The following is a 24,388-nucleotide window of genomic DNA, read 5'->3' on the forward strand; positions in this document are numbered from 1 at the left end:
CGTTTGAACAAATCATTCTTTAGCGTATTCACTATTGTGCTCACCAAAGCCCGGCGGCAGCGACCGAAAGCGCGCGGGTGTGCGCGACAGTTTGATTGGTGAATTAATGGCGCGATAGTTGCCATGCTCGATCACCATGTTCCGATGACTGGTGTGCGGATGCGCCAGCAGCTGGGCCACATTATTGACGGGTGATGCGGGCACGCCTGCCTGCATCAGTTCATCTGCCAGCTCGGACGCCTGGTATGCGGCCAGCACTTGAACCAGTTGTTCATGCAAGGCCTGCCGATTAGCCAGACGTTGCGCATTATCAATAAAGCGCGAATCCTGGGCAATCTGCGGGTGCGCCAGCACGCGGCACAGCGTGGCAAACTGCCGGTTATTGCCGACTGCCAGAAACAGCTCTCCATTGGCCGTTGGAAAACTTTCATAAGGCGCAATATTGGGATGCGCATTGCCGGTCAGGCCCGGCACCTTGCCGCTGGCAAAATAGTTCGGCGCATGCGGATGCAGCAGCGATACCGCGCAGTCAAAGAGCGAAATGTCCAGATATTGCCCTTTTCCGCTAGCTCTGCGCTCGTTAACAGCAAGCAATACGCCAATTGCCGCATTCAATCCGGTCACCATATCGACGACCGGCAGTCCCACGCGCGTCGGGTCGCCGCCCTTTTCTCCATTTACACTCATCAGCCCGCACAATGCTTGGGCGCAAGCATCATAGCCAGGCAGGCCGCCCAGCGGCCCATCGGCGCCAAAGCCGCTGATACAGCAATGGATCAACCGCGGAAATGCCTCGTGCAGCGTATCCTTGCCCAGCCCCCATTTTTCCAGCGTTCCCGGCTTGAAGTTTTCGATCAGAACATCGGCATGCTGCAATAAGCCGCGCAGAAAGTGCTGCCCGCTCTCTGTAGACAGATCAGCGACAAGGCCTTTTTTATTACGGTTGACGCCCATGAAGTAAGCTGCGGTGTCGTCAATAAAGGGCGGCCCCCAGCCTCGTGTCTCATCGCCCGCAGGCGGCTCTATCTTGAGCACTTCAGCGCCGTGATCAGCCAGAATTTGCGTACAGTAGGGTCCGCCGAGCACGCGGGTCAGATCGACAATGCAGAGTCCGTTCAGAGAACCGGCCTGCGTATGAGGTCGTGTCGTGGTCATCATTAATTAAGCTCAATAGATGCGTTACTCATTACGTCATGCCATTTTTTCACTTCGCTGCGAATAAACCCAGCCAATTCCTCTGGTGTTTTCTGCTCCGCCTCGACAATGCCCTGACTGGCCAGCGTGGCCTGGATATCGGGTTCGGTCATGGCAGTTCGGAACGCGTCGTTCAATGACGAGACAACCGCGTCCGGCATACCCGCCGGACCGACAATGCCGAAAAAGACACTGACGTCGTAACCGTCGAGTCCCTGCTGCGCAATCGTCGGCAATTCGGGAAGGGCTTTTGAGCGCTCGGCCGCCGCCAAGCCCAGCGCGTTCAATTTATGGTCGCGAATGTGAGGTAATGCGGTGAGTACATCGGTAAACGCCATAGCAACCTGTCCGCCCAGCAGGTCATTAAGCGCAGGACCGGTTCCCTTATAGGGCACATGCAATATGCTGGTGCCGGCCATCGTATTGAACAACACGCCTGCCAGATGTGACGACGCACCCGTGCCGGATGAGGCATAAGTAACTTTCTCAGGATTGGCCTTGGCGTAGCTGATTAGCTCCTGCACATTCTTTACCGGAACCCTTGGGTTGACCACGAGGATATTGGGCAAGTGTCCGATTTTCATGATCGGTGTGAAACTGGTTTCCGGCTGGTATCCGAGCTTTTTATACATGCTGCTGTTGATTGCCAGCGGACCGGAAGTGCCGAACATGATGGTGTAGCCGTCCGGCTTGGCGCGCGCCACGTATTCGGCGCCGATATTGCCGTTGGCACCGGCCTTATTTTCAACCACGATGGTCGTGCCCAGCTTCTCGCCTGCTCCCTGAGCGAGCCGGCGAGCCAGTGCATCGGTGGGACCGCCCGGCGGGTATGGCACCACGAGTTTTACCACCTCTGCGGGAAATTTATCAGCGGCAATCGCCGCGCCTGGGATCGCCAGACACGCCAACAGCGCGGCCAGGCCATACATTTTTAATCGATTCATGAGTCTGCTCCTGTGCGCACAACTGTGGCAGCCTTGCCCGTTATGCATCTTGTGAAAATATGATGTGTTTCAATTACAAGGCGTAAGCCAGCAACACCTGCATATCGGCCTCAGATTTCAATTGTGATAACGGATCGCGCGGCGCCAGCCGATGCAGCAAGACCTGGTCAGCCAGTACGGCCCGTGTTTGAAGTCCGGCTTGCGATGCTTCCCAGCGCATGCCGGCGAGCGATATCACGTGATACAGTGCCGATGCGACCTGGCGCGCCATGACTGCGTCATCACAGTCCGCGACACGACGCGCCAATACAAATGCCCTGTCGATGCACTCGTCTTGCAGTGCGTTCATCGATTGAATGCATGGCGTGCCAGTTTGCAACAGGGACTGCACATGGCTCTGCAACGCCTGCAGCCCGTTACTCTTGCGTATCGCCCGCAACACGTCCAGCGCCACAATATTACTGGTGCCTTCCCAGATAGAGCCCAAATGTGCATCGCGCATCAGACGCGACTCAACCCACTCTTCGATATAACCACAACCGCCACGCACTTCCATGGCATCGCCAGTAACAACGCGGGCATCGCGACAAGCACGAAATTTGATTAGCGGGGTGAGAATCCGAAGTAGATCCTTGGAAAACGCATCGCCGCCATCGGCCTTTTCCAGCGCCATTGCGGTTTGAAACATCACCGTGCGCGCCTGCTCTGCCCGGGTCATCATCTTGACCAGTTGCCGCTGCATCAATGGCATTTCTATTAGCCGCTTGCCAAATGCTTTCCTGTGACTGCAAAAATACACTGCCTCGCTCACCGCCCGCCGCATCAGGCCGGCGGCACGCATTCCGTTAGAAAGCCGGGAGTTATTGATCATATCGGCCATTTGCTGAAAGCCTTTGCCTCGCTCGCCAACGAGCCATGCAAAAGCCCCTTCCAGCCTGATCTCACCACTGGCCATTGACCGTGTACCGAGCTTGTCTTTCAAACGTAATATTCGATACGGATTGGCCGTGCCATCAGGGCAGATTTTGGGCAACAGGAACAACGAGACTCCCTTGAGTCCCGCTGTTTCTTCACTGCGCGCCAACACCATGGCAAAGCCGGCGTCCGGATTCGAACAAAACCACTTATCACCGGTCAGGCGCCAGTGCCCATCGCCCTGGAGCTCGGCCACAACCTGAGTGGCACTCACATCGGATCCGGCGGCCTGTTCAGTCATGAACATGGCGCCTTGCTGCAAGTCGGCAAACTCAATGGCTGTCACCTGCGGCAAGACCTGTTCGACCAAGGCAGGATCACCGAATTTTTTCAGTGTTCTTGCCAGGGAATCGGTCATGCTCACCGGGCAACACAGTCCAAATTCTGCCTGCACGAATAAATGCGTCAGGGCATACTTGGCAACGGGTGGAAAAGGCTGGCTCCAGCCCAAAACCCCAGGGCGATGCGCCATAGCGGCCAGCCCGAGCTTTTCATAGGCAACTTTTTCCAGTTCGACGTAAGCCGGATGCCGGGTAACGGTGCAGGCATCCTGACCCTGCCGGTTTCGTACCAACAAGTGCGGCGGATTTTTGTCTGCGGTATCGGCCAACTCGTCCAGTCGCCCGCCCACGGCTGCGCCCAGTTCCTCGAAAACAGGCAATAGATGGGCAAACAGCGGCGGTGGCAAATAGGTTTTCAACAATGCACTGGAGTACGGGTCCAGCGTAAAGAAATTACTGCCACGACTATCGGGAATATTATTGGTCTCCATGATTCCGGCCTTTCTGAACGCAATGAATGTTCACAGCGTAAATAAAACCAGGTATATTCGGAAATACTATTTCTGTTTGGATCTATACTTATAATATATAGATAAAAATAAAGATAGATATGGATCTGGAACTACGTGCTCTCCGATATTTTGTTGCCGTTGCCGAAACACTCAATTTCAGCAAGGCGGCGGCTCGCCTGAACATTTCACAGCCCCCCTTGAGTCTGGCCATCCGCCAGCTTGAAGCCAAGATGGGGGTGCAATTGTTCGAGCGTAACAGTCGGCATGTCAGTCTGACACCTGCTGGCGCCATACTTTATAAGGAAGCGCTTTTCCTGCTCGGACACGCCAGTTCGATCAAAAACCGCCTGCAGCATACGACCGAACGTGGCCGTTTGCGGATCGGGTTTGTAGGCTCGATGGTCTACCGGGGGCTGCCCAGGCTATTGGGCCAGCTTGCTCCTGAGGACGGCACAATCGAGATTGAACTGGCCGAGTCCAACTCGAGTGATATTATCGATAAAGTCGCAATGGGACATGTCGATGTGGGGTTTATCCACAGCAACCGCCTGCCCGCCGAGCTACAAGACAAAATCATTGTCACTGAGCCGTTTCTGTTATGCGTTCACAAGGATAATCCGATACTTCAAGAAAGTGCGCTTACCTTGACGCACTTCAGTGCGCAGCGGTTTATCTTTTTTTCCCGCCATGTATCGCCGGTTTATTACGAAATCCTTCTATCGATGTGTATCAGCGCTGGGTTCTTTCCCAAGGCCGTGGATGAAACGCGCCACTGGCTGAGTATCCTGAGTTTGGTATCGCACAACATGGGAGTCTCGCTGGTGCCTGCCTGCATGCGCCATTGTGGCCTGCCTAATCTGCATTTTCTGGAATTTGCGCATACTCAGCGCTCTATAACGTCTGTGATCTGGTCCAGAAAAAGAGATGACGCCGTAATCAACCATGCTATCCGAACTATTCTTGCGTTCTATGGCACGCCATGACTGCCCGGTAGTCTTTGAGAATTATGTCGCTGGCTGAAGGGCCCGTTATTTGCTGATGGGAGGCGTGCTTGCTGACCTGGGGTAGCCCTTGTTGATTGAAGGCTTCTTTATCGATACCGTGGGTGCTGACTGCTCAGGGGCGGTTGTAACGCTCAAGGCCAACTTCGCCCTTGCCGTAAGGCGATAGCGCCCCTCTTCTCATCCCTTGCATTTGAAGAATAAAAATTCAACCAGCGCGCTTGCCTGCTCAATCGACGCAATGGCGCCGGCCCGCATCTCAAGCACTGAGCTGGCATGCCGCTGCCACGCTACCCGGCAAGGCACAAGCTCAGCGATCACATGCAGCACATGCATTTGCCTGTCCAGAAAAATGATGGTCAACGGGATCGCCATTCCAAAGGTATGGACGCTATTGCAAGGAACAAAATGGAAGACATGGTGCGGGTTAATGCTTCGCTTTCCCATGAGGCCGATCAGCCGCTGAAAATAGCGATCGAAGGTGATCAAAGAATAGGCACGCATTTACACTCCTGACTGCAGGATTTTCATCGCGATGGGAAATGCCAGTACGATAAATGTGCACGGAAAAATACAGAAAACCAGCGGCATCAGCATTTTGACCGGCGCCTCCAAAGCGAGTTTTTCAGCACGATTAAAACGCTCCTGCCGGCGCTGATCCGATTGCGATCGCAATAATGGGCCTAGCGCCATTCCCATGCTTTCTGCCTGGGCGATGGATGCCACCCACAGCATGACCTCTTCGATGCCGGTTCGTTCGGCCATGGCCCTAAGTGCTTCAATGCGCGGTTTGCCGGTGCGTATTTCACCCAAGCAATAGCTTAATTCATCGCGCAGGATACCCGGTGAGCACAGATTGGCAGTGCAATACAGTGCGCCTTGTAGATTCTGGCCTGCCTCTACGCACAACGTAGTCATATCCAGAAGAAAAGGCAACTCACGCAGGATTTTATGCTTGCGTCTGGCTGCACGGTCCCGTAGCCATAGTAGCGGCAGGAAAAAACCGACCAACGTCATGAACAGCGCTGTCGCCATCACTGTAAACGGGTTTGCGATCAATTGCGGCATTTGCAGAATGACGCCACTGGCGCCCAGCGCGCAGGCGGCTAGCGACTGGATTCCCGCAACATGATCGATCTGTGCCATACGATCGAATCCTGCGCTGCGTAGCAATGACCATAAACGCGCACGATACTTCCACGACATGAACGGCAGCACGGCATGCCCCAGGGCATAGATCCATGGCCACAGCAAGACCAGTACTCTGTTCTTTCGATAGGCTTGCGGCACGATAGTCCGGTTGCTTGCCGGCGACAGAAACAGATAAAGACAAAGACAAATGGAAATGCCGGTGAGTACACAACTGATCCAGAATGACATAGTGACACCTAAATATCGATATTCACAATCTTGCGAATCAGCCAGATACCCAATGCTTCCAGGAACAAGACCACGGTCAGTACAACCCATCCTGCCGGATGAAACCACATCAGGTGCATCGCCTCCGGATCCAGCATATTGAGTACCACCAGCAAAAGCAACGGCAATCCCGCCATCACCCAGGCCTGCATTTTTCCCTGTGAGGTCAGCGCCCGAATCCGATCTTGTACCTGCAGGCGGGACTGTAACGTTTGTGCGATGCGTTCGAGGGCCTCGGCAAGATTTCCGCCGCTTTGCGTCGCGATTTTCAGCGCCGAAACCAGTAGGCCCGCGGATTCTGAAGGCATACGGACAAACAGATCGTCAAGGCTCTGTTCGAACGAGACCCCAAGTCGTTGCTGGCGTTGCATCAGACCGAACTCCTGCGATAGCGGCGGCGCCATTTCTGCCGTGACTTGGCCGATTGCTGCATGGACCCCCGCTCCGGCCCGCAATGCACCGGCCAGCGCCAGCAGCATCGCGGGCAACTGCCTGTCAAATTGAGCGAGGCGTCGCTGGCGCAATCTGGCGACAATCCAGCCGGGCGCCAGAAAAACCAGTAAACCCACGATCATGGCAATCCACCACAAGCCGCTTAGCAACCAGGTGATCAGCGCCAGTGAGACCGACAGCACGATGTTGCCGGACCACAGTGCTGACGGATCGATAAATAGAAAAAAATCCTGTAGCCTGCGGCTTGTATCTGACTTCATGCGAACTTCCCAGATTTTCAATACCTGACCAAGTAAGCGCTGTAGCAGAACAAATGCAAGTGCAATAAAAATAACGACAAACAGCAGAAATATCCAGATCATCAGGCACGCTCCTGCAACTGCTCCCGCTGCGATGCACATTGCCTGCCCCTCGCAACAAACGCCTTGGCGCCGGACGGGGCTGGAGTATATTGGCTAAACATTTGCATATCAATAGACACGCCCTGAGCACGCAAAGCATCAAAGCAATCGGGCGCAATACCCATGCCCATAAACGCGCCGGTGCCCTTGCGATCAAAGCGAAAAATTTCCTGTGACTTGATGATGCCACTTTCCAGTCCACATACTTCTGTGATTGAAGTGATGACGCGTCGACCACAAGGCAGGCGACTTTGCTGAACAATGAAGTCGATACTACCGGCGATATGTTCGCGCACCGCGGCTAGCGGCAGGTCCATTCCTGCCATCAGAATCATGGTTTCCAGCCGCACCAGTGCATCCCTTGGCGTATTTGCGTGTAAGGTGGTCAAAGATCCTTCGTGGCCCGTGTTCATGGCTGCGAGCATATCAAATGCCTCCGCGCCCCGGCACTCGCCGACCACGATTCTGTCCGGACGCATGCGTAGCGCGTTTCTGACCAGATCGCGTATCAGCACCTGACCTTTGCCCTCAAGGTTGGCCGGGCGGGCTTCCAGTGATACCAGATGGTCATGATCCAGCCGCAACTCTGCGGCATCTTCGATCGTGATAATCCGTTCATGCTCGGGAATGCAGTTGGACAGAATATTGAGCAGCGTGGTTTTACCAGAACCGGTGCCGCCCGAAACAATCATGTTTCTGCGATGCCGCACACACAGGGCGAGAAATTGCTGCATGGCGGTATCAAGCGAGCCCAGCCGAAGCAAATCCTGCATACCCGGTCGAAAGTCGGGGAATTTGCGAATTGTCAGGCTTGCGCCGCGCAAGGCGATGGGCGGAATGACGGCATTGACCCGCGAACCGTCTTTCAGACGCGCATCTACCATTGGCGAGCTTTCATCGACCCGACGCCCTAACGGTGTGACAATGCGCTCAATCACCCCAAGCACGGATTTCTCACTGCTGAATGCACCGTCATAACGAAACAGTCGCCCCGCTTTCTCGACAAACACCTCGTCATAACGGTTGACCATGATTTCAGTGATGGCCGGATCCGCCAATAACGGTTCCAGCGGTCCGAGCCCGATCGCCTCGTCGAGCACATCTCGCTTTAGTCGTTCACGGTCCACGTCGGCGGGCAAGGTGAGGTTTTCTGCCACAATTCGGTCAAGCATACCGGCAGCCTCCAGACGCAGCGCCGCATCTGTCATTTGCGATACATCCTTGCGGCGCAGGTCGAGCGCCTGCAGCAGACTCGAATGCAGTTGCAATTGCCACTGCTGATAACGTGTGCAATTGGTTTGATCTGTACTTGGGTATTTTCTATCGCGTTTGTGATCCGACTGGCCCTCCGATTCGGACCGAGGGACGAGCACAGGCCTATCTATACGGGGCTCCTGAACACTACGTGTATCCGACACGCCGTGCCCTGGTTGAAAATTTAAAGAAACGCTATCTGTTGCCGGTTGCGCGCAATCGTGTCCGATCTCCGCATCGGGTTTCAGGTCCGGGTTCGCACCCGCATTTCCATGCCCATTTCCATGCAGAGGACCCACCATGGACAAGTCAATGACCACCATGCGGCAGGGGCCGATTAATATTTCATCTGCAATGGCCAGGGGTCCGTACTCGGTTATGCGCAAGCCATTGACCAGCGTACCAGCAAGCGTTCCCAGGTCTTCAACAAACACACCCGCCTGTCGGCGCACCAGGCGCGCATGCTGACGGGCCACCCGCCAACTGCGCAAGCTGATTGGGCAATCCTTGTGCCTCCCGACAATGGCTGGCAAGACGTATTGACGTTTTACCACTGTTCCGTCTTCAAAATGCATATCGATGACAATCATCGGTTCCACCTTCAGAAACGTTGCTCTACTGCGGGTCGGCGCAAGCGCAGAACCGGTTTCCACCGCGACTTTCGCACCTGTATAGGCGCGCTACGTTGTTCTCGCAAGCGCCCGGCATCACGCTTTGAGCGATTTACTTTGTCGGCCTCTTTTTCTCGCCTTTCTCGCCTTTCTCGACTTTCTCGGTCGGCTCGGTCTACCCATTTTGCGCGATCTGCTCGCTTTTCTCGATCTGTCCGGTATGCTCCCGCTACTTCTTCGGACCGCGGTGCCGCTGGCAATGTGCGCGAATATCGCCATGGCTGACCTGCTGGTATCCAAATGGGATAGTGACGTTTTGTTGTTGGAGATGCCGGCTGGGTTTCGTGGGACTCATCGGCGGCGACCGGTGTATTCAGTATCGGATCGGCCCGGAAAGTATTGTTAATAATGGCGCGGGAACGCGCCGCACGCGTCTGCAAGTCGCGATTGTCGGCAGAGACGACCACCGGTCGCACGAAGATTGCCAGCTCCGTTTCGTTGCGCTGAAACCGGTTTGATCGAAAAAGCGCGCCAAGAATGGGCAAATCGCCGATCCCTGGCAATTTATCAGCATTGCGAAATTGGTCGCGGGAGATAAAACCAGCCAATACCAGGGTCTGGCCCGACTGCACATTAAACTCCGTCGAAGTACGTCGTGTTTTCAGGGCGGGACCGCCGTTGAGCGCCATTGACGAATCGACCGAACTGACTTCTACTTCAATTTTTGACCGTACGTTGCCATTTTTCTGAATGCGTGGCGTAATGTGCAGACTCACCCCATAAGGCTTGAATACCGTCTGGTTTTGCCCGTTCTTGTCGGTTGTCACATAGGGAACCTCGCCACCGGCAAGAAACTCGGCAGTGGCTCCGCTGCGCGCCATCAGTTGCGGCTGAGCCAATACGACGGCATGCCCTTCCTGGGCAAGCGTCTGCAGTGAGGCCGACAGCAGCGCATTCAGACCAAAATAGCCCACAGGTGCCACTGCTTTGAAGGGAATCTGCAACACGCTCTCGCCCGGTCTGGCTTGCAGGCGCGAGGAACCTGTGTCCCAGACGGCGCCCATGGAGAGACCGCCGGTATGAACGCCCCATTTAACGCCAAGCTCTTGCAGAACATTACGGGGTAACTCCAGAATCTGGACATCGAGCAACACCATTTGATCCCAGCCGATCTGGCTGGTCATATCGACAATTTGCGGAAAATGCCGGACAAGCACCAACAGGCGTTCGCGATCGGCATCGCTCAGATTGTCGCCTTCGACAATAATTTTGTCTCCGATCTGCGTTGTCTTAACATGCCCGATCGTGCCAAGCATGCGTTGTATTTCATGTTGGAGTTTCTGCTCGCCTGCAGCGCGCACATGGATGTGGAACTGCTGGCTCTGATTCGTTTTATCCCAGACGTTCAGCACGGTCTGACCCGGTTCCCGGGCAAAGAGCACCAGCTCATTCTCGGCATCGGTCACGGCATTGAGGATGTTTCCATTACCAACGGCCACGCGGGCCAGGCCGGACAACGGCAATACCTTGACGTCTCCAACCTGCAAGGTGATTTGCGAGGCAGCCTGTGCATACGCGCAAGATTGCGTGATTCCCAATCCGAGCGCAGCCAGAAAGGAAAAAGCCTGATTAAACTTCATGGTGTCTCCTGCAAATTGAGAGGTGCGGCAATGGCCTGCCCGGGCCCCGTTTGAGGACCGGTGGGGCCTGTGTCGGAACTGTCGGATCTGCTCTCGGAAGCGGTATCCACTGAGATCGGATGCTCATTGTTTGCCCTGGTTGGTTCAAATTGATCGGCACCACCCGATCTTGCACCCCGGGGAAGGGAATTGATCCATGCACTGACAATGTCTTCGCTCTCGGGCAATTCGAACATCCCTTTGGATTGATCACGCACTTGTGATCTGGACTCGCTGATTAGCGCCGGCAGCCGGTGTTGTGGCTGATTGCCGTATATGACGGAAGGTCGGGAACGCGAAACCGGCTGCGGTTTTGCAATACCCAGCATTGTGGCCAGGTCGCCCTGTACGCCCTTGTTGGTTGCCTTTGCGTCGTCCGGATGTCGCAATAAGGCGGTAATAGTGCCTGCCTGCCGGGCAGCGACCAGACGGGCCGCTTCTTCGGGCGACGTATCGAGCGTTACTGTTGAAAAATTCGAGCTCTGAACGGGTTCGTTGTCCGGGTTACCCGGCTGGCTTTCACCGCCAGTGGCCAGCACCAGCACACCCTGCAATAGCGGCGCCGTTATGCGCTTTCTGCGATACTCGAACGACACATAAAGATCGATCAGGTCGCCAGGGACCAGCATGCCTGAGACTGAATTGATCGCGTCTACCGGCATAGTCACGGCCCGCCTGCCGGGCCGCACCTTCTGCGAGAATGCCTGATGTTGCGCCGACGCCAGGTTCGCCCGTAGCACAATATCTCCTTTGCGCAGCGCCGTAGTAACCACTTTGCCTTCAATGCTTGTCACATCTTCGGGCGCAATGCTGCCGCTGGGAACCCAGCTTGCCGGTACCTGCATGACAGCCAGGTGCAGGCGCTCAAGCCTCAAGCCCTCGGGCAGATCGAAGTCGGCAACAATGCGGCTGACGGTACGCACTTTGGCCTGTTCATCCAGCGCACGAATATGATCCTGAATATAACGTCGTGCAAACCAGGCAGCGACCAGACCTGCCAGGATGGCAGCAAGCAGCAGAAAAGCGTGACGACTTGGTCTGAAAATCTGCATTTTTGTGCTCCTTTTCCTACCACAATATTGCGGGCGCGATTATATAGAGCATGGTGTTGCCATGAGCATTGACCAGGAAATACCGAAGTGTTCTGCCTTGCCGATTCCACGTGGCAATACCCTGCTCTGTGCCTTGGGGCACCCATTTGGCAGCCGCCAGTTCCGCTTTCACTGCAGAGGCAAGTTGATGCTCATTCAAGTTTCTGTAGACATAGACCTGATGGCAGGTTTGATCACCATTCGGATAACAGATGTCCATGAGCAGCCTGGCGCCACCAGGCAACAGCGGCAGCACTCGATATTCCGATGGCGGAAAGGCGCCTGTTTTGAGGCTTGTCCCTATCTGCGCAAGATCAAAAATGATTGCACTGAGCAGTGCCTCGGTCGTGTTCTTTCCGAGAACATCGACAACCAGTTGCAGGCTGATTTGCTCCCGCGCAGCACTGTAGAACACCTGTTTGCCCACGCGTGTAAACTGCGAAAACGGGGAAGCCATGTCGTGCAGGCGCTGCATGAATCGCCTGGGTGGCTCCTGTAGTTTCAGTATCATGAAGGCTGAGGACATACCGAATAGCTCAAAGGATACCGCCGGCTCGCCCGTGCACACCTTCAACTGCCGGCATACCTCATGCAATGCTGCCGCGGCCAAATTTTTTTCAGTCATTGTTGCTGCCGCATTGGCATACAGCACCAACGACACAAGAACAAAAATAAGTTTGAATACAAGAATCTGCATACAATGATCCAGAGAAATTTCATGCAAAAAACAGACGTTATGGCTTTTTTCCGGCCCAGGGCATGAACCAGTCAAAGACGGGATCAGTCCGCTGCCACGGCGCATCTACACGAGAAGCGACTGCAGAGATTTGTTTTCCGGCGGCATACGACGCCCGCGCGACCCGACGCCAGGCGGTGTCTGAGCCGGCGGCGCGATCATGTGCGGAACGGGCATCTGTGGCATGGCTCGCCCCGATCAGAATCGCGGTATGCCTGCGCAAAAACAACGCCAGATTCTCGGTAAAGCTCACAGCATGAGCTGCCAGACCGGAAGCGTTTTGAGCGTGTGCCGCTTGCGGAACAACCAGTGGACGAATCGTCATGGCTACGTTAGCGATGCCGTTATCTTGCACCTTCCATTCTTTTCGCAATTGGGTCGCATTGCGCTCTGTTGCGCCAGGCTGACCGGCCGAATCCAGCCGGGCTTGCCTGTTGAGCGTCACGTGAACCGATTCGTCAGCGACCAGCGCATTACCTTGCCTATTGCGCCATGTCGCATGATGTCCGTGGACAAATCGTGATGAGAACTTTGCATGGTCCAGATTGGCCGCCCTGGCAAGTTCGAACGCGCCAAACCGGCTGGCATGCTGTTCATAAAGCGCAATATCCTGCAGTCGCCCAAGCCATGTGATGGCTGAGAAAAAAGTAAGCAGGCATAGAAGCACCACCAATCCTTCGGCCATTGCCTGTCCCTGCTGGTTTCGCATATTAGTTCTCCCTGGCTGGCGGATTAGCAACAAGATGCGCCTGCCAGAACGGATGCCACATACCGGCAAGTTCAGTGCGATACTGCCTGTTCTGGCTGGCCAGCTCGTAAAACGTTTCGGCCGATGCGACTACAGTCAGCGCAGGCTGGTCAGAAAAATGTTGAGTGACATTGATCGTGAAACCCAATGGGCGATGACGATGTTCTTGACGCAAATCGTAATACGGAATCAGACCGCCACCCTTCCATTGCGGCGTGCCGGCCACTGCATATGAATTTGCCAGCGGATTGGCGCGACCGGTAAAAATGTCCCAGCTTGTGGCCTGAGTTACCCAACGCCAGAAATCGATGTCACCGAAATTCCCGGGCGCCTCTTCCGAGTACGGCATATCTGCACCGGGTTTGCCCTCACGGGCCGTTATCCAGCCCCAGCCCATGGGATATTCACGGTAGTAACAACCAATATATTGATTGCTTCTAAGTGCGTGATACGACAGGGTATCGGTAGACTGCCAGTTGCCATTGCTATCCAACACGGTTCGTCCACGCCTGCGTAGTTCGTGACGCAGATGCGGGCATTGATAATGCACCATCCAGCCGTTGCGCGTCACGTGGTCGCGCACACCAAGAAAGTCATAAAGCGCCACCACGTCTTCAAGAAAGCGGCGGTATCCTGCGCCAGGCTTGTGAAGCGCCGTATACGACTTTTCAAGATGGTTACGGGCCGACCAGGACACTGGCGCGGAACGGTCCGGCGGGTAACTGACTGGCACGGCAGTTCTTGTCTGGCCGTGGGCGGTGGTGTCCTGTCGTGGGAGCAACAGTTGCGTCACAGTACTGTCGGGAAAGTTCTGCTCGAGCACTTGTGTAATTGCACGATCCCGTGTGCTTTGCATGCTTTGATGTATGGCATGAGATGCCGACTGCAGCACATGGCGAACGATTCGATCATGTTCGGCGAACAGACGCGGCAGCTTACCCCCTGACCGGGCCATGTTGCGTAGCGCCATGGCACTGGAAGAGGCTGTATACCCAGTCAGGTGACGCGCGCCGAACATCATGCCAATCACATGAGCGGGCGGATTGAATTTTGCCAGTTGCTGCCCTTGTGCCGCCGCAAAAAGACTCCAGGAGCCGAGTGTCACCAAGTGTGCCATCGCCACCTGATGCGCGGTCTGGGTCAGATTAATGTAGGCCTGCATATTAAGCGCCCGCGCCTGGATCAGCGCACCCGAATAGGCAGCGGCATCTGTGGCATGCATCAGCCTCGCTTTGCGTCCTACGACCTGCCCCACGCCAAACTGATAAATAAGCGCCACCGCAAGCAGCATGGCCAGGAAAAGTCCCAAGACCAATGCCTGGCCCCGCTGGGTACCAAGCGGCGTGCATTGGCGGTACTGGCGGTGTTTCATCAAATACGCCCGATTCATGACAAATGCACTTACTGCCCGGTTGAGCCGCCGCCCGCAGCCTCTGCGTTGCCGGTAAAGCTTTTCAGTGATTTGGCGGCGGTCTGACCCGCTGCCAGTTCAGACGCGGTGCGTGCCGCCTGGGATTCGGTCGAGCCGTCTTCTCCGGCCAGTTCCCTGGCAATGGCCGCGGTCTGCGAGCGCAGGGTCTGGCCAAATAACTGAAACACGGCTATCGCAGAAATAGCTACCAGGGCAACCACAATAATGTACTCCGTCATGCCCTGCCCTTGCTGGAATTTCAAATTGCGCCCTTGCTGCATTTTTATATGGTCTTTCATAACTGTCCCTCGCGTGATTAATGAGGCAGACAGTGTGCCGCGCTCCGGCAACAGCGGCAATTCGCAGATTCCGACGGCGACAATTGCATGCTCGATATCTTGTCTTTGAGCCAAGCCATGGCCAGACTCACGTTCGCGTATAACCCACGGCGAAAGCCGCCCCATGACACTTGATGCAACACCCTATCGACATGGGTGATACAACATGAGCGATAAGCGACGATAATTTCAGTTGAGATTCCCTGACGGGAAAAGACCTGTCACAACCTTGTTCCAGACGAGAGTCTGCATTGCAGAAAAAAACCACCAAAAAGTCCGCAACGATATTGGCCACAACGCTTTCAGTGACATTAACCCGGCTACAACCCGCTTGTGTGATAACCAGCAAAATTTCAAATGCGCAGGACGATGGAAGATAGGCTAAAACCGCGCGACATTTACGCAACGCTGTCGTGGATCGGCGTGGGACCTCAGTTGATGGAGCGCGAGCTCAATGGCTTTGAAGAATTCGGGATATGAGCATAGCGTTCTGAGAATCGTCAGATCATAGGGGTAAATATCATGGGATTGCACTTTCTCCCGAAGAAAAGCCCTATGTTGCAGATATTGCTTTTTCACGACCATCAGCGTATATATCAAGAGAAAAATATATGGTTTTTTTGTCAATGGTTTTGCCTGTTTCACAACTGCCCGGCAGCGCGACAGCAAAAACACCCAAGTGCCACGCAGACTCACAGCCGCAAATAGACAGATCGCCGGTTCCTGGCGGCGTTCGCGGTTACACGACCAAAATAGGCACCGAAGGATTTTTTAGCTTTCGTAGGTTTCCAGTCTTGCCGGATCAGGAATGTAGACGTCTTTGCCCTCTACCGCTATCAGTTGTTGCGCGCACAGCTCTCGCAAAATACGTGAAAAATGCTCTGGCGTGATGTTCAGCAGTGAAGCGACAAGCGCCTTGTTGGTATTAAAACGATATTGGCCGCCCTGGCCGTTTGCGTGTTTGAGAAAGTAATCGACCACCCGCTGCGTGGCCGATTTGAGCGTGTATGATTCAACATCCTTGAGCAATGAATACACGCGCCGGCTCATGTTGCTGAGCATGCGCATGGCAAACGCCGGCTCACGTTCGATCAGATCCAGCATGCTTTCTTTTGAGATATGCAGCAGGAATATATTGCTGGTGGCCTGCGCCGACACGAGGCTTTCCATGTTGTCCAGAAAGACGCTCTCTTCCCCGAAGCTGTCGCCGGGTCCCAGCGTGCGTACCACTTTTTCGCCGCCGTTGGGTGCGACGAACAGCAGCTTAGCGCTGCCGTTGACTACGATATGAAATCCTTTGCGGGCGGCGCCTTTTTCTACGATGTCATGGATTAGTGCACCCTTGTAAAAAGAACGCTGGGTGACTGACAACGCTATCGTCTTGATTGCTGTTGGTGACAAGCCATCGAACATGGGCAAGCGAGCCAGGAAATCATAAACAGATAGACAACCTCCGACCATTGGCTTAATCCTTTTAATACGAATAAGCGCTATTTTGAGAGTATTAGCAGAAAAATATTTTGATACAAGTCAAGAAATTCGTATCATTTCGATCAATTTTTGTTTAGATTTGCCAATCAATTGGCGATTGACCGTGGGCTACCAGATATTCATTAGCTTTAGAAAAATGCCGACACCCGAAAAATCCGCGGCTTGCGGACAAGGGCGAGGGGTGCACGCCAGTCAGAACCAAGTGTCGCTTTTTGTCTATAAATTGACCTTTCTTTTTGGCGTGGTTGCCCCATAGCATAAACACCAAGTGCTCGCGCTTGTCGTTCAGTGCTTGAATCACCTGGTCCGTAAATGTTTCCCAACCCCACGAAGCATGTGAGTGGGCCATGCCGGCCTGAACGGTCAAAACCGTGTTCAGAAGCAGCACGCCCTGCTGCGCCCATTTTTCCAGATAACCATGGTCCGGCATGGTAAAGCCCGGAATATCGGTTTTGAGCTCTTTGTAGATATTCAAAAGCGATGGCGGAATGCGTACGGACGGCTTGACTGAAAATGCCAGACCGTGGGCCTGGTCCGGCCCATGATAGGGATCCTGCCCCAGAATGACAACCTTGACTTTATCCAGGGGTGTCAGGCGCAAGGCGCTGAAGGTATCTCGCTCGACGGGATAAATCGTCTGCCCGCTTTGCCGCGCCTGCAGGACACGCTCTCGCAATGAGATGAAATAAGGCTTCTGCTTTTCTGCTCCGATAGCGTCGGCCCAGCTCTGGACGTCTTCAGTCATATGGTTTGTCGGCGCCAGGCGCCGTATTGGTCAATGAAAAAATGAATTGTACCAACGATTGCCGGGCCGTCAGCCGCCAACAGCAAATGGTGACGCACCGGCTGCTGCCGTTGCTTCTATGGCTTCTGTGGCTTCTGTGGCTTCTGTGGCCTGTGAGCATCCACAGAAAAATAGTGGGCAATCGACGTTTCGAATTCCCCGGGAATACGGATTTCGACATTCCACGCAAAATCGCTTTTGAAATCCCCACCATAGCGGATTGCGAAATAGCGGGAAATGGGGATTCCGATTTACCGGACAACGCGCATGCTTTTGACCAGCAAGGAAAATGGAGCTCCGGAATTTTGATCTCGGATGAATAAAACGACGTCGTAAAAATAAGACATCTGATCAGTACACGCTGCCGCTTCTATACCGGTTCTTCACATATTTGCCATAAACCGCTATTTTTCAGAGATTTTTAAGCCGCATTATCGTATTTGTGTTTAAAGTGTGACTCTTGCCCCTGTGCACCAGGTATGCGCGCCCAGTTTGCGTTATGCCCGGGGCATCCTGCGACAATACGCATGCTAGTCTGGACTGAGTCATGCACCCGACCGTTCACACGCTGCATCCCTGACGATGTGCCTTTTATGACAACCCTGCCAAATACGCCCGAAGATCTTGCCCCGCACGCAGCCTGGAAAAAAAATCTGTATGTCTGTCTTTTCGGCTCCTTCACGACCATATTGGCGATGACGCTGATCCTGCCCATCCTGCCGGTATACATACAAAACCTGGGCGTGACCGATCCGCAAGCCGTGGTGAGCTGGTCCGGTTGGATTTTCAGCATTACCTTTCTGGCGGCGGGCATTATGGCGCCGCTATGGGGGCGGTTTGCCGACCGGTATGGCAGAAAACTCATCCTGATTCGCGCCAGTCTGGGCATGGCGATTGGCATTGCGCTGATCGGTTGCGCTCAAACAGTATGGCAACTGTTCTGGTTGCGCCTGCTGGTGGGGCTGTTGGGAGGCTACGCATCGGGCGCCACCATTCTGGTGGCCACCCAGACGCCGCGCGAGCATACCGGCTGGGCGGTGGGCGTGCTGGCCTCGGGCACCCTTGCCGGTAACCTGCTGGGCCCGCTGGTGGGCGGCATCGTGCCTGCGCTATTGGGAATCCGCCTAACCTTTTTTGTTGCCGCCGGCTTTATTCTGATCGCGTTTTTCTGCACGGCGTTCATGATCAGCGAAACTCACAAGCCACGCAAACCCGCACAAAAGAACGAGACAACTTACTCCTTTTGGCGATCAGGCGCGCAACGCAATTTGGTATTGCTTATGCTGCTGGCCGGGACTTTATTGATGTTTGCCAATATGTCGGTAGAACCCATTATCACGCTGTATCTCGCCTCGCTGCACACGCTGACCGACCAGATTCCGCTCTTGGCCGGCATTGCCATGTCGGCTACGGCCTTTGGCAGCATGTTGTTTTCGTCAAGGGCGGGACGCTGGGGAGACAGGCACGGACATCTTAAAATGCTCATGGCAAGCTTTGTCGCCACGGCTGTTTTGTTGCTGTTACAAGGGTTTGCCCAGACAGACTGGCAATTTATCGCCTTGCGTTTTCTGATGGGCATGACGCTTTGCGGCATTATGCCTGCGCTTACTGCCATGATCCGGCATAATGTGCCGGCCGATACCGCCGGCGGTGTGCTCGGCTATGCCACGTCAACCCAATATGCCGGCCTCGTATTAGGTCCATTGGCCGGCGGATGGGTCGCCAATCAGGCCGGCTTTACGGCGGTCTTCGTGATGACCGGGATGGTCATGCTGGTTGCCGCAGCATTGCTTTTGCGACAAATGAGCAAGACCGCCGAACCTGATGCCACCCGCTCGTAGCCAGTTAAAGCCGCATTACAGCTTCACTTGAATCTACCGCCGAAAACCAGCGATAAAATGGCCAGGACAATAAAGACGACGAAGAGGATTTTGGCAATGGACGCGGCGCCGGCCGCGATACCGCCAAAGCCCAGAACAGCGGCGATGATGGCAATAATGAAAAAAACAACAGCATAGTGCAACATAGGCTTCTCCCGCTAAATTGTTAGTTCTTGATATTTAAACCGCAGGCCCGTAGTGCATCTTCATTTGCGTATAGCGATCTGTAATTCAACTGAAATCGGGCACTGCCGGTATTGACCATTTGCCTGATAAACACTGCGATTCAATATTACCACACGTCGCGATGACGATAATACCGTCGCTGCGAGTCGTGGCGGCGGTTCCAGCGATGATGGCTGCCATACCTGCGATGATCACTGTAATAATGCGGCTTTTTACGCCAGCCAGGATGACGGTAGCGCGGATGGCCCCTGCGTAAATGACGGTCTGCGTGATGGCGGTGGTCAACCTGTATTGAATTGGGATGGCTGCTGTAGCGAGCCTCATGCGAACGATCACTTGCGCTGGCAGAACCTGCTACACCCAAAGTCAGCGTGACAAGCACGATGGCAAGCCGTTTTTTGATGGAGACCATAGTCATACTCCTTTTTGACGACATCCCTGTTGATGCCGGAACCTTGTGTATGAAAAACTAAAAACATGGTTCGATATTAATGACCTGCCATCGCAATTGCTATTACCAAATATGACTGGGGTTTCGCGGGATTTCCAGTCGCCGCTGGCTCGATTTCGATCAGTTTCAAAAGGATGATTTCTCTGTCGGTACACCCTGCCAGGGACTTTCTACCGCAATAGCAGGCCATTCGATTTATTGTTATCAATGCTGGCTGCAATGATGTAAGTGCTGCCCAGTACTCGTGTAAATGCTAGCAGGCAATGTTGTAAATGCTGTCCGCCAGTTTTGCCCTGCGGCCCATGGTTTATTTCAATTGATATTGATTTTTGTCAACGGCGACAGCGCGCAGACCACGCACAATGACAAATTCGCAAACCCCGGCACACATCGATCAATATATCGAATGCGGGCCGCGGTGCTTTGGTGCACAATCGAACCTGGACTTTCACATGCATTCCTACCCGCCCCTACGAATTAAGGATCACACGCTCTTGCCCATTGTACAGGGTGGCATGGGAGTCGGCATTTCCGCCAGCAGACTGTCTGCTGCGGTCGCACGGGAAAACGCCCTGGGAACCATTGCCAGCATTGATTTGCGTCATCTATACCCCGATCTGCTGGAAGAGTCCAAAAAACTGGCCAGCCAGGAACACTATGACAGACTGAACCGGATCGCCCTGGATCGGGAAATCAAAAAGGCGTTGAAACAGGCTGATGGCCGCGGGATGATTGCCGTCAACGTCATGAAGGCGGTCAGTGACCACGCGGCGCTCGTGCGGCAGGCCTGCGAATCAGGTGCCCAGGCCATTGTCATGGGGGCCGGCTTACCACTGGAATTGCCCGACCTGACAAAAGATCATCCCGATATCGCGCTTATTCCCATTTTGTCCGAGTCTCGTGGCATACAGATTGTGCTCAAGCGCTGGATGAAAAAAAACCGTTTGCCCGATGCGATTGTGATTGAGCATCCCAACCATGCCGGCGGCCATTTGGGCGCAGTAACAATAGACGATTTGGGTAGCGCCCGCTTCTCTTTTTCCCGGGTACTGCAAGAGACTGCACAGGTATTCCGGCAATTGGAGCTGGAGAGCGAAAAAATCCCACTCATTCTGGCCGGTGGCATGGCCAATTTCCGAAAAATCAGAACGGCACTTCTGGAATGGGGAGCGGCTGCTGTGCAAATCGGCACGGCTTTCGCCGTTACCCGCGAAGGCGACGCACATGAGAATTTCAAGCAGGTGCTGGCTGGTGCCCATGACGAGGATATCGTTGAATTCATATCCGTGGCCGGGCTTCCGGCAAGAGCGGTCATGACGCCCTATTTGCGCAAATATCTGCAAAACGAGCAAAAACTTCAGGCATCGGCCAAGGCCGATCCTCGGCGCTGCGTTCAAAGCATGAATTGTCTGCAAGTATGCGGGCTGCGCGACGGCATATCGAAGATCGGCCAGTTTTGCATTGACCAGCGCCTGACCGACGCCTTCAATGGCGATGTACGCAAGGGCCTGTTTTTTCGGGGCAAGGATCCGCTGCCGTTTGGTCCGCAAATTCGCAGCGTTTATGACACCATTCAGTATCTGCTAACAGCAAATACGGCGCCGGCACCCGCTCATGGCGTGCTGGCGTAGCGCGCCAGCAGTTTGTCCAGTTGGCCGGCGAACGCACGCGTGTCTGCCTGATCAAAAGCCTTGGGGCCGCCGGTCTCGATACCGGCGCTACGCAGCTCCTCCATCATGTCGCGAATCGCCAGCCGCTCACGTATCGTTTCTTTCGAATACAGCTCGCCACGCGGGTTCAAAGCCTGTACGCCCTTTTCCAGCACTTCGGCAACCAGCGGGATATCCGCAGTGATCACCAGGTCGCCTGGCCGGGCATGCTGGCTGATATAGGCATCAGCGATGTCAAAGCCGCGTGGTACCTGCCGTGACTGAATATAGACCGACGGGGGCACATGCAACATCTGATTGGCTACCAACGTTGTTTTCACTTGCCATCGCACAGCGGCTCTGAACAGAATATTCTTTATTACGACCGGGCACGCATCGGCATCCACCCAAATTTCCATGTTCTTTCTGCTCCCGGCGCAGGCAACCTGATGAGCTGCCCTGTGGCTGTCCGGTCCCGATTGCTGCGTTCATTCTATCGCCACTGCACACCATTGCGCCGGCTGGGTCCGATTATACGGCGCTTTAGCCTTTACTCCAGCCTCAGGCTGGCTTCTCTGGCATCCAGCAATTTATCCCGATGCTTGACCAGTATGCGGTACGTATCTCTGGAGAAATCGCCGGTGCCACTGGCAATCAACGCGTCAAGCTCATCGTCATCCCTGGCCGTGCCCAGGTAGCACCAATGATGAATGACATGCACCAGACCGCCTTCACGCAGCAGTGCAGCGCCTTCGAATGGCCAGTCACGCAGTTTCAATGCGGATAATGCGGTCATCAGGCGTGCCGAATGGACAATAGGAGATTCTTCGCCGGTACATGCACCGGCGCAGGATTTCAGTTGGCGGGCAAAACACGGGCTGCCTTTGTTGACTTTTTCCAGACCGAGCGTGGCCTTGCAAAGCTTTTCGCTTTTAATGATGGCCAGCAAGGATTCGCGCGCATCACGCGCCGATGAGAACAGGCCGTATAAATGCCGGCCCTGTCCGATTGCAATATCGTTGCCGCCCAAGAGCACCGGAAGCCAGAGCCCGGGAGATTTTTCGACCAATTGCCAGGTGAAAATATCTTTCTGTCTGCGCAATTGGCGATTCAACGTGGGCATGCGGGCTTTAATCAATCGCGATTCTGTCAGTAGCGCATCGACCTCGCCCGCACAACAAATGTGTTCGATTCGCCGGATTTGCATGGAAATTTTCATCTCCCTGGGCGCGGTGTGGTCACTGGCAAAATGCGACAGAACCCGCTGACGCAAGCGATTGCTTTTGCCGATGTAGATCGGCAACTCGTTCTCACCATAAAACACATAGACACCGAAACTATTGGGCAGCGCATCGATGACGGCCGGGTCAATATGCGCCGACAGCGATGGCCGCGCCACCAGCGCCCTAACGGTATCATGAACGGTTTGATGATCATGATCATCACAGACTCTCTGCCAGAACTGCAGCAATGCGTAGGCGTCATCATAAGCACGGTGCCGGTCCTGCATCTTCAGGCCGTGCCGGGCAATCAGCTGATCCAGGCCGTGACGCCTGTGTTGCGGATACAGCCTGCGGGAAAGCTTGACGGTGCAAAGCATACTTGCCTTCAGATCCTGCCCCAGCCGCCGAAATGCATTCTTGATAAACCCGTAATCAAACCGGGCGTTATGGGCAACGAAGATATGGCCCGCCAGCAGTTGCTGAACATGCTCTGCCAGTTCGGCGAAAGTGGGCGCATCGGCCACCATGTCGCTCGTAATCCCGGTCAGGCTCTCGATGTAGCCCGGAATTCGGCATTCCGGATTGATCAGGCTCTGCCATGCGCTGACGGTGTGTCCGTCATAGCGAATGATGGCAATTTCCGTCAGTCTATCGGTCGACGCGGATCCGCCGGTGGTTTCGACATCGACAAAAGCGAAAGGCTTCTCTAGGGTGAAAGGCTTCTCTGGGATATAAGCGGAAGTGGACATGGGGCGATTAGATTACTGTAAATTTATACAGCATTTATACACTATTCTGGGGTGCCGTGTCGCCAACGTCCACCCGATGTTGCAATTGCGCAGGCATGGCGGCCCGGCAGCCGCCAAGGGTATACTACCGCTTTCGCAGCAGTTTGCTTATTCGGCCGGCCGATGCTTGCGGTTAACCAGCCAGGCGCGGATATCATCAAAAGCGGGAATACTGGAGATCAATACCAGCAGACAAGCCAGCGGAACCGTTGCAGCATAGCCGATATGACTGAAGCCCCAGGCGCCCATTGTCCCGCCGGAAAAGAAAGCAAGCAGCAGCGCGCAATGCAGGCGCAGACGGCTGCGATCAGCCACGACAAATTGCCTGTGCTCGCGCGCGCGGCCCCGATTCCAATAAAACAGTTTGCCCAGCTCAATACCAATATCGGTAACAATCCCCGTCACATGGGTGGTACGGATGACCGACCGCGACAGTTTGGTAATCAAGGCGTTTTGCAGCCCCATCAGAAAGGCCAGAATCATGACGGTGATGGGCACGAAAAGCCCATGCAACTGGGCAATTTGCGCGCCCAACATGCCAAAACACAAAAGCAGCACCGCTTCGAGCAGGAGTGGCAGCGCGTACTCACTGCGCAATCGATGTATCCTGGCATAATTGACCATCATGGTGGTGCAGATGCTGCCACAAAGAAAACAAATCAATGCTGCGACGCCAGCCAGCACCAGATCGAAAGCGCCAAGAATGAGCTGATCGGCCATGGATGACACAATGCCGGTCATATGCGAAGTATATTGATGAACTGCGAGGAACCCGCCTGCATTGATGGCGCCGGCGACAAAGGCCAGTAGCGTGCCAACCTGTTTGTCGGCTTTCTGAGTTCTGACCGAATCGGTCAACGTCCGGGTGTATCTAAGCGGCATATGTGA

The 24,388-nt window shown here is 54.6% G+C and carries 24 protein-coding genes; 4 read left to right on the forward strand and 20 right to left on the reverse strand.

The annotated features are described in order from the left end of the window. Positions 1 to 12: 12 nt before the first annotated feature. The 3 genes from CAP48_RS13380 to CAP48_RS13390 form a co-directional block, all read right to left on the reverse strand. The gene (locus tag CAP48_RS13380) at positions 13 to 1,155 is read right to left on the reverse strand and encodes a CaiB/BaiF CoA-transferase family protein (protein WP_100697714.1); all 1,143 of its coding nucleotides are present in this window, start codon (positions 1,153 to 1,155) and stop codon (positions 13 to 15) included. 2 nt (positions 1,156 to 1,157) lie between these two features. Further along, positions 1,158 to 2,138 carry a tripartite tricarboxylate transporter substrate binding protein gene (locus CAP48_RS13385; protein ID WP_100697537.1) on the reverse strand — a complete coding sequence of 327 codons (981 nt, stop codon included), beginning with the start codon at positions 2,136 to 2,138 and terminating at the stop codon, positions 1,158 to 1,160. A gap of 73 nt (positions 2,139 to 2,211) precedes the next feature. Continuing rightward, positions 2,212 to 3,885: an acyl-CoA dehydrogenase family protein gene (locus CAP48_RS13390; RefSeq protein ID WP_100697539.1), complete on the reverse strand. Its 1,674-nt coding sequence runs from the start codon at positions 3,883 to 3,885 to the stop codon at positions 2,212 to 2,214. A 119-nt stretch (positions 3,886 to 4,004) separates the two neighbouring features. Between CAP48_RS13390 and CAP48_RS13395 the strand changes: the two genes are divergently transcribed. Beyond that, positions 4,005 to 4,889, forward strand: coding sequence for a LysR family transcriptional regulator (locus CAP48_RS13395; protein WP_100697541.1), 885 nt, complete (start codon positions 4,005 to 4,007; stop codon positions 4,887 to 4,889). Positions 4,890 to 5,087: 198 nt separating this feature from the next. Here the strand turns inward: CAP48_RS13395 and CAP48_RS13400 are convergent, their stop codons facing one another. The 12 genes from CAP48_RS13400 to ung form a co-directional block, all read right to left on the reverse strand. Beyond that, a complete protein-coding gene (locus CAP48_RS13400) occupies positions 5,088 to 5,411 on the reverse strand; it encodes a DUF192 domain-containing protein (RefSeq protein ID WP_100697543.1) in 324 nt (107 codons plus the stop codon). Next, on the reverse strand, positions 5,412 to 6,287 hold the full coding sequence (locus tag CAP48_RS13405; protein WP_161495263.1) for a type II secretion system F family protein: 876 nt from the start codon (positions 6,285 to 6,287) through the stop codon (positions 5,412 to 5,414). It lies immediately after the preceding gene. Positions 6,288 to 6,295: 8 nt separating this feature from the next. Further along, a complete protein-coding gene (locus tag CAP48_RS13410) occupies positions 6,296 to 7,141 on the reverse strand; it encodes a type II secretion system F family protein (RefSeq protein WP_100697547.1) in 846 nt (281 codons plus the stop codon). Next, positions 7,141 to 9,087: an ATPase, T2SS/T4P/T4SS family gene (locus CAP48_RS13415; protein WP_242444486.1), complete on the reverse strand. Its 1,947-nt coding sequence runs from the start codon at positions 9,085 to 9,087 to the stop codon at positions 7,141 to 7,143. The genes CAP48_RS13410 and CAP48_RS13415 overlap by 1 nt, the downstream gene beginning before the upstream one ends. Continuing rightward, positions 9,036 to 10,685, reverse strand: coding sequence for a type II and III secretion system protein family protein (locus CAP48_RS13420; protein WP_100697549.1), 1,650 nt, complete (start codon positions 10,683 to 10,685; stop codon positions 9,036 to 9,038). The genes CAP48_RS13415 and CAP48_RS13420 overlap by 52 nt, the downstream gene beginning before the upstream one ends. Further along, positions 10,682 to 11,776 (reverse strand): Flp pilus assembly protein CpaB, encoded by a 1,095-nt coding sequence (gene cpaB, locus CAP48_RS13425; protein ID WP_242444487.1) that lies wholly within the window; start codon positions 11,774 to 11,776, stop codon positions 10,682 to 10,684. Before cpaB ends, CAP48_RS13420 begins: the two co-directional genes overlap by 4 nt. Positions 11,777 to 11,792: 16 nt before the next feature. Further along, the gene (locus CAP48_RS13430; protein ID WP_100697551.1) at positions 11,793 to 12,512 is read right to left on the reverse strand and encodes a hypothetical protein; all 720 of its coding nucleotides are present in this window, start codon (positions 12,510 to 12,512) and stop codon (positions 11,793 to 11,795) included. 37 nt (positions 12,513 to 12,549) lie between these two features. Further along, on the reverse strand, positions 12,550 to 13,260 hold the full coding sequence (locus CAP48_RS13435; RefSeq protein ID WP_100697553.1) for a hypothetical protein: 711 nt from the start codon (positions 13,258 to 13,260) through the stop codon (positions 12,550 to 12,552). A gap of 1 nt (position 13,261) precedes the next feature. Next, a complete protein-coding gene (locus CAP48_RS13440) occupies positions 13,262 to 14,671 on the reverse strand; it encodes a Tad domain-containing protein (protein WP_100697555.1) in 1,410 nt (469 codons plus the stop codon). A gap of 29 nt (positions 14,672 to 14,700) precedes the next feature. Then, positions 14,701 to 15,009 carry a Flp family type IVb pilin gene (locus tag CAP48_RS13445; RefSeq protein ID WP_242444488.1) on the reverse strand — a complete coding sequence of 103 codons (309 nt, stop codon included), beginning with the start codon at positions 15,007 to 15,009 and terminating at the stop codon, positions 14,701 to 14,703. 810 nt (positions 15,010 to 15,819) lie between these two features. Beyond that, the gene (locus CAP48_RS13455) at positions 15,820 to 16,509 is read right to left on the reverse strand and encodes a Crp/Fnr family transcriptional regulator (protein WP_100697559.1); all 690 of its coding nucleotides are present in this window, start codon (positions 16,507 to 16,509) and stop codon (positions 15,820 to 15,822) included. A 103-nt stretch (positions 16,510 to 16,612) separates the two neighbouring features. Continuing rightward, the gene (ung, locus tag CAP48_RS13460; protein ID WP_100697561.1) at positions 16,613 to 17,284 is read right to left on the reverse strand and encodes a uracil-DNA glycosylase; all 672 of its coding nucleotides are present in this window, start codon (positions 17,282 to 17,284) and stop codon (positions 16,613 to 16,615) included. 26 nt (positions 17,285 to 17,310) lie between these two features. Between ung and CAP48_RS13465 the strand changes: the two genes are divergently transcribed. Together CAP48_RS13465 and CAP48_RS13470 are read left to right on the forward strand one after the other, a co-directional pair. Continuing rightward, a complete protein-coding gene (locus CAP48_RS13465) occupies positions 17,311 to 17,646 on the forward strand; it encodes a hypothetical protein (RefSeq protein WP_100697563.1) in 336 nt (111 codons plus the stop codon). A 270-nt stretch (positions 17,647 to 17,916) separates the two neighbouring features. After that, complete coding sequence (locus CAP48_RS13470; protein WP_100697565.1) at positions 17,917 to 19,164, forward strand: MFS transporter; 1,248 nt, start codon at positions 17,917 to 17,919, stop codon at positions 19,162 to 19,164. Between the two features lie 23 nt (positions 19,165 to 19,187). On the opposite strand, the gene CAP48_RS13475 is transcribed toward CAP48_RS13470, so the two are convergent. Further along, complete coding sequence (locus tag CAP48_RS13475; RefSeq protein WP_024006252.1) at positions 19,188 to 19,349, reverse strand: DUF1328 domain-containing protein; 162 nt, start codon at positions 19,347 to 19,349, stop codon at positions 19,188 to 19,190. 146 nt (positions 19,350 to 19,495) lie between these two features. Continuing rightward, a complete protein-coding gene (locus tag CAP48_RS20090) occupies positions 19,496 to 19,801 on the reverse strand; it encodes a hypothetical protein (RefSeq protein ID WP_153045706.1) in 306 nt (101 codons plus the stop codon). A 491-nt stretch (positions 19,802 to 20,292) separates the two neighbouring features. Between CAP48_RS20090 and CAP48_RS13485 the strand changes: the two genes are divergently transcribed. Continuing rightward, entirely contained in the window at positions 20,293 to 21,471 is a 1,179-nt protein-coding gene (locus CAP48_RS13485) for a nitronate monooxygenase family protein (protein WP_100697720.1), read from the forward strand. Here CAP48_RS13485 and CAP48_RS13490 read toward each other — a convergent pair. The 3 genes from CAP48_RS13490 to CAP48_RS13500 form a co-directional block, all read right to left on the reverse strand. Continuing rightward, positions 21,453 to 21,908 carry a YaiI/YqxD family protein gene (locus CAP48_RS13490; RefSeq protein WP_100697569.1) on the reverse strand — a complete coding sequence of 152 codons (456 nt, stop codon included), beginning with the start codon at positions 21,906 to 21,908 and terminating at the stop codon, positions 21,453 to 21,455. The genes CAP48_RS13485 and CAP48_RS13490 overlap by 19 nt on opposite strands. Positions 21,909 to 22,039: 131 nt before the next feature. Further along, positions 22,040 to 23,461 (reverse strand): 3'-5' exonuclease family protein, encoded by a 1,422-nt coding sequence (locus tag CAP48_RS13495; protein WP_100697571.1) that lies wholly within the window; start codon positions 23,459 to 23,461, stop codon positions 22,040 to 22,042. A gap of 147 nt (positions 23,462 to 23,608) precedes the next feature. Then, positions 23,609 to 24,382 carry a YoaK family protein gene (locus CAP48_RS13500; protein ID WP_100697573.1) on the reverse strand — a complete coding sequence of 258 codons (774 nt, stop codon included), beginning with the start codon at positions 24,380 to 24,382 and terminating at the stop codon, positions 23,609 to 23,611. Positions 24,383 to 24,388 lie beyond the last annotated feature (6 nt).

The sequence above is a fragment of the Advenella sp. S44 genome (assembly GCF_002810445.1).
Taxonomy (GTDB): Bacteria; Pseudomonadota; Gammaproteobacteria; order Burkholderiales; family Burkholderiaceae_B; genus Advenella.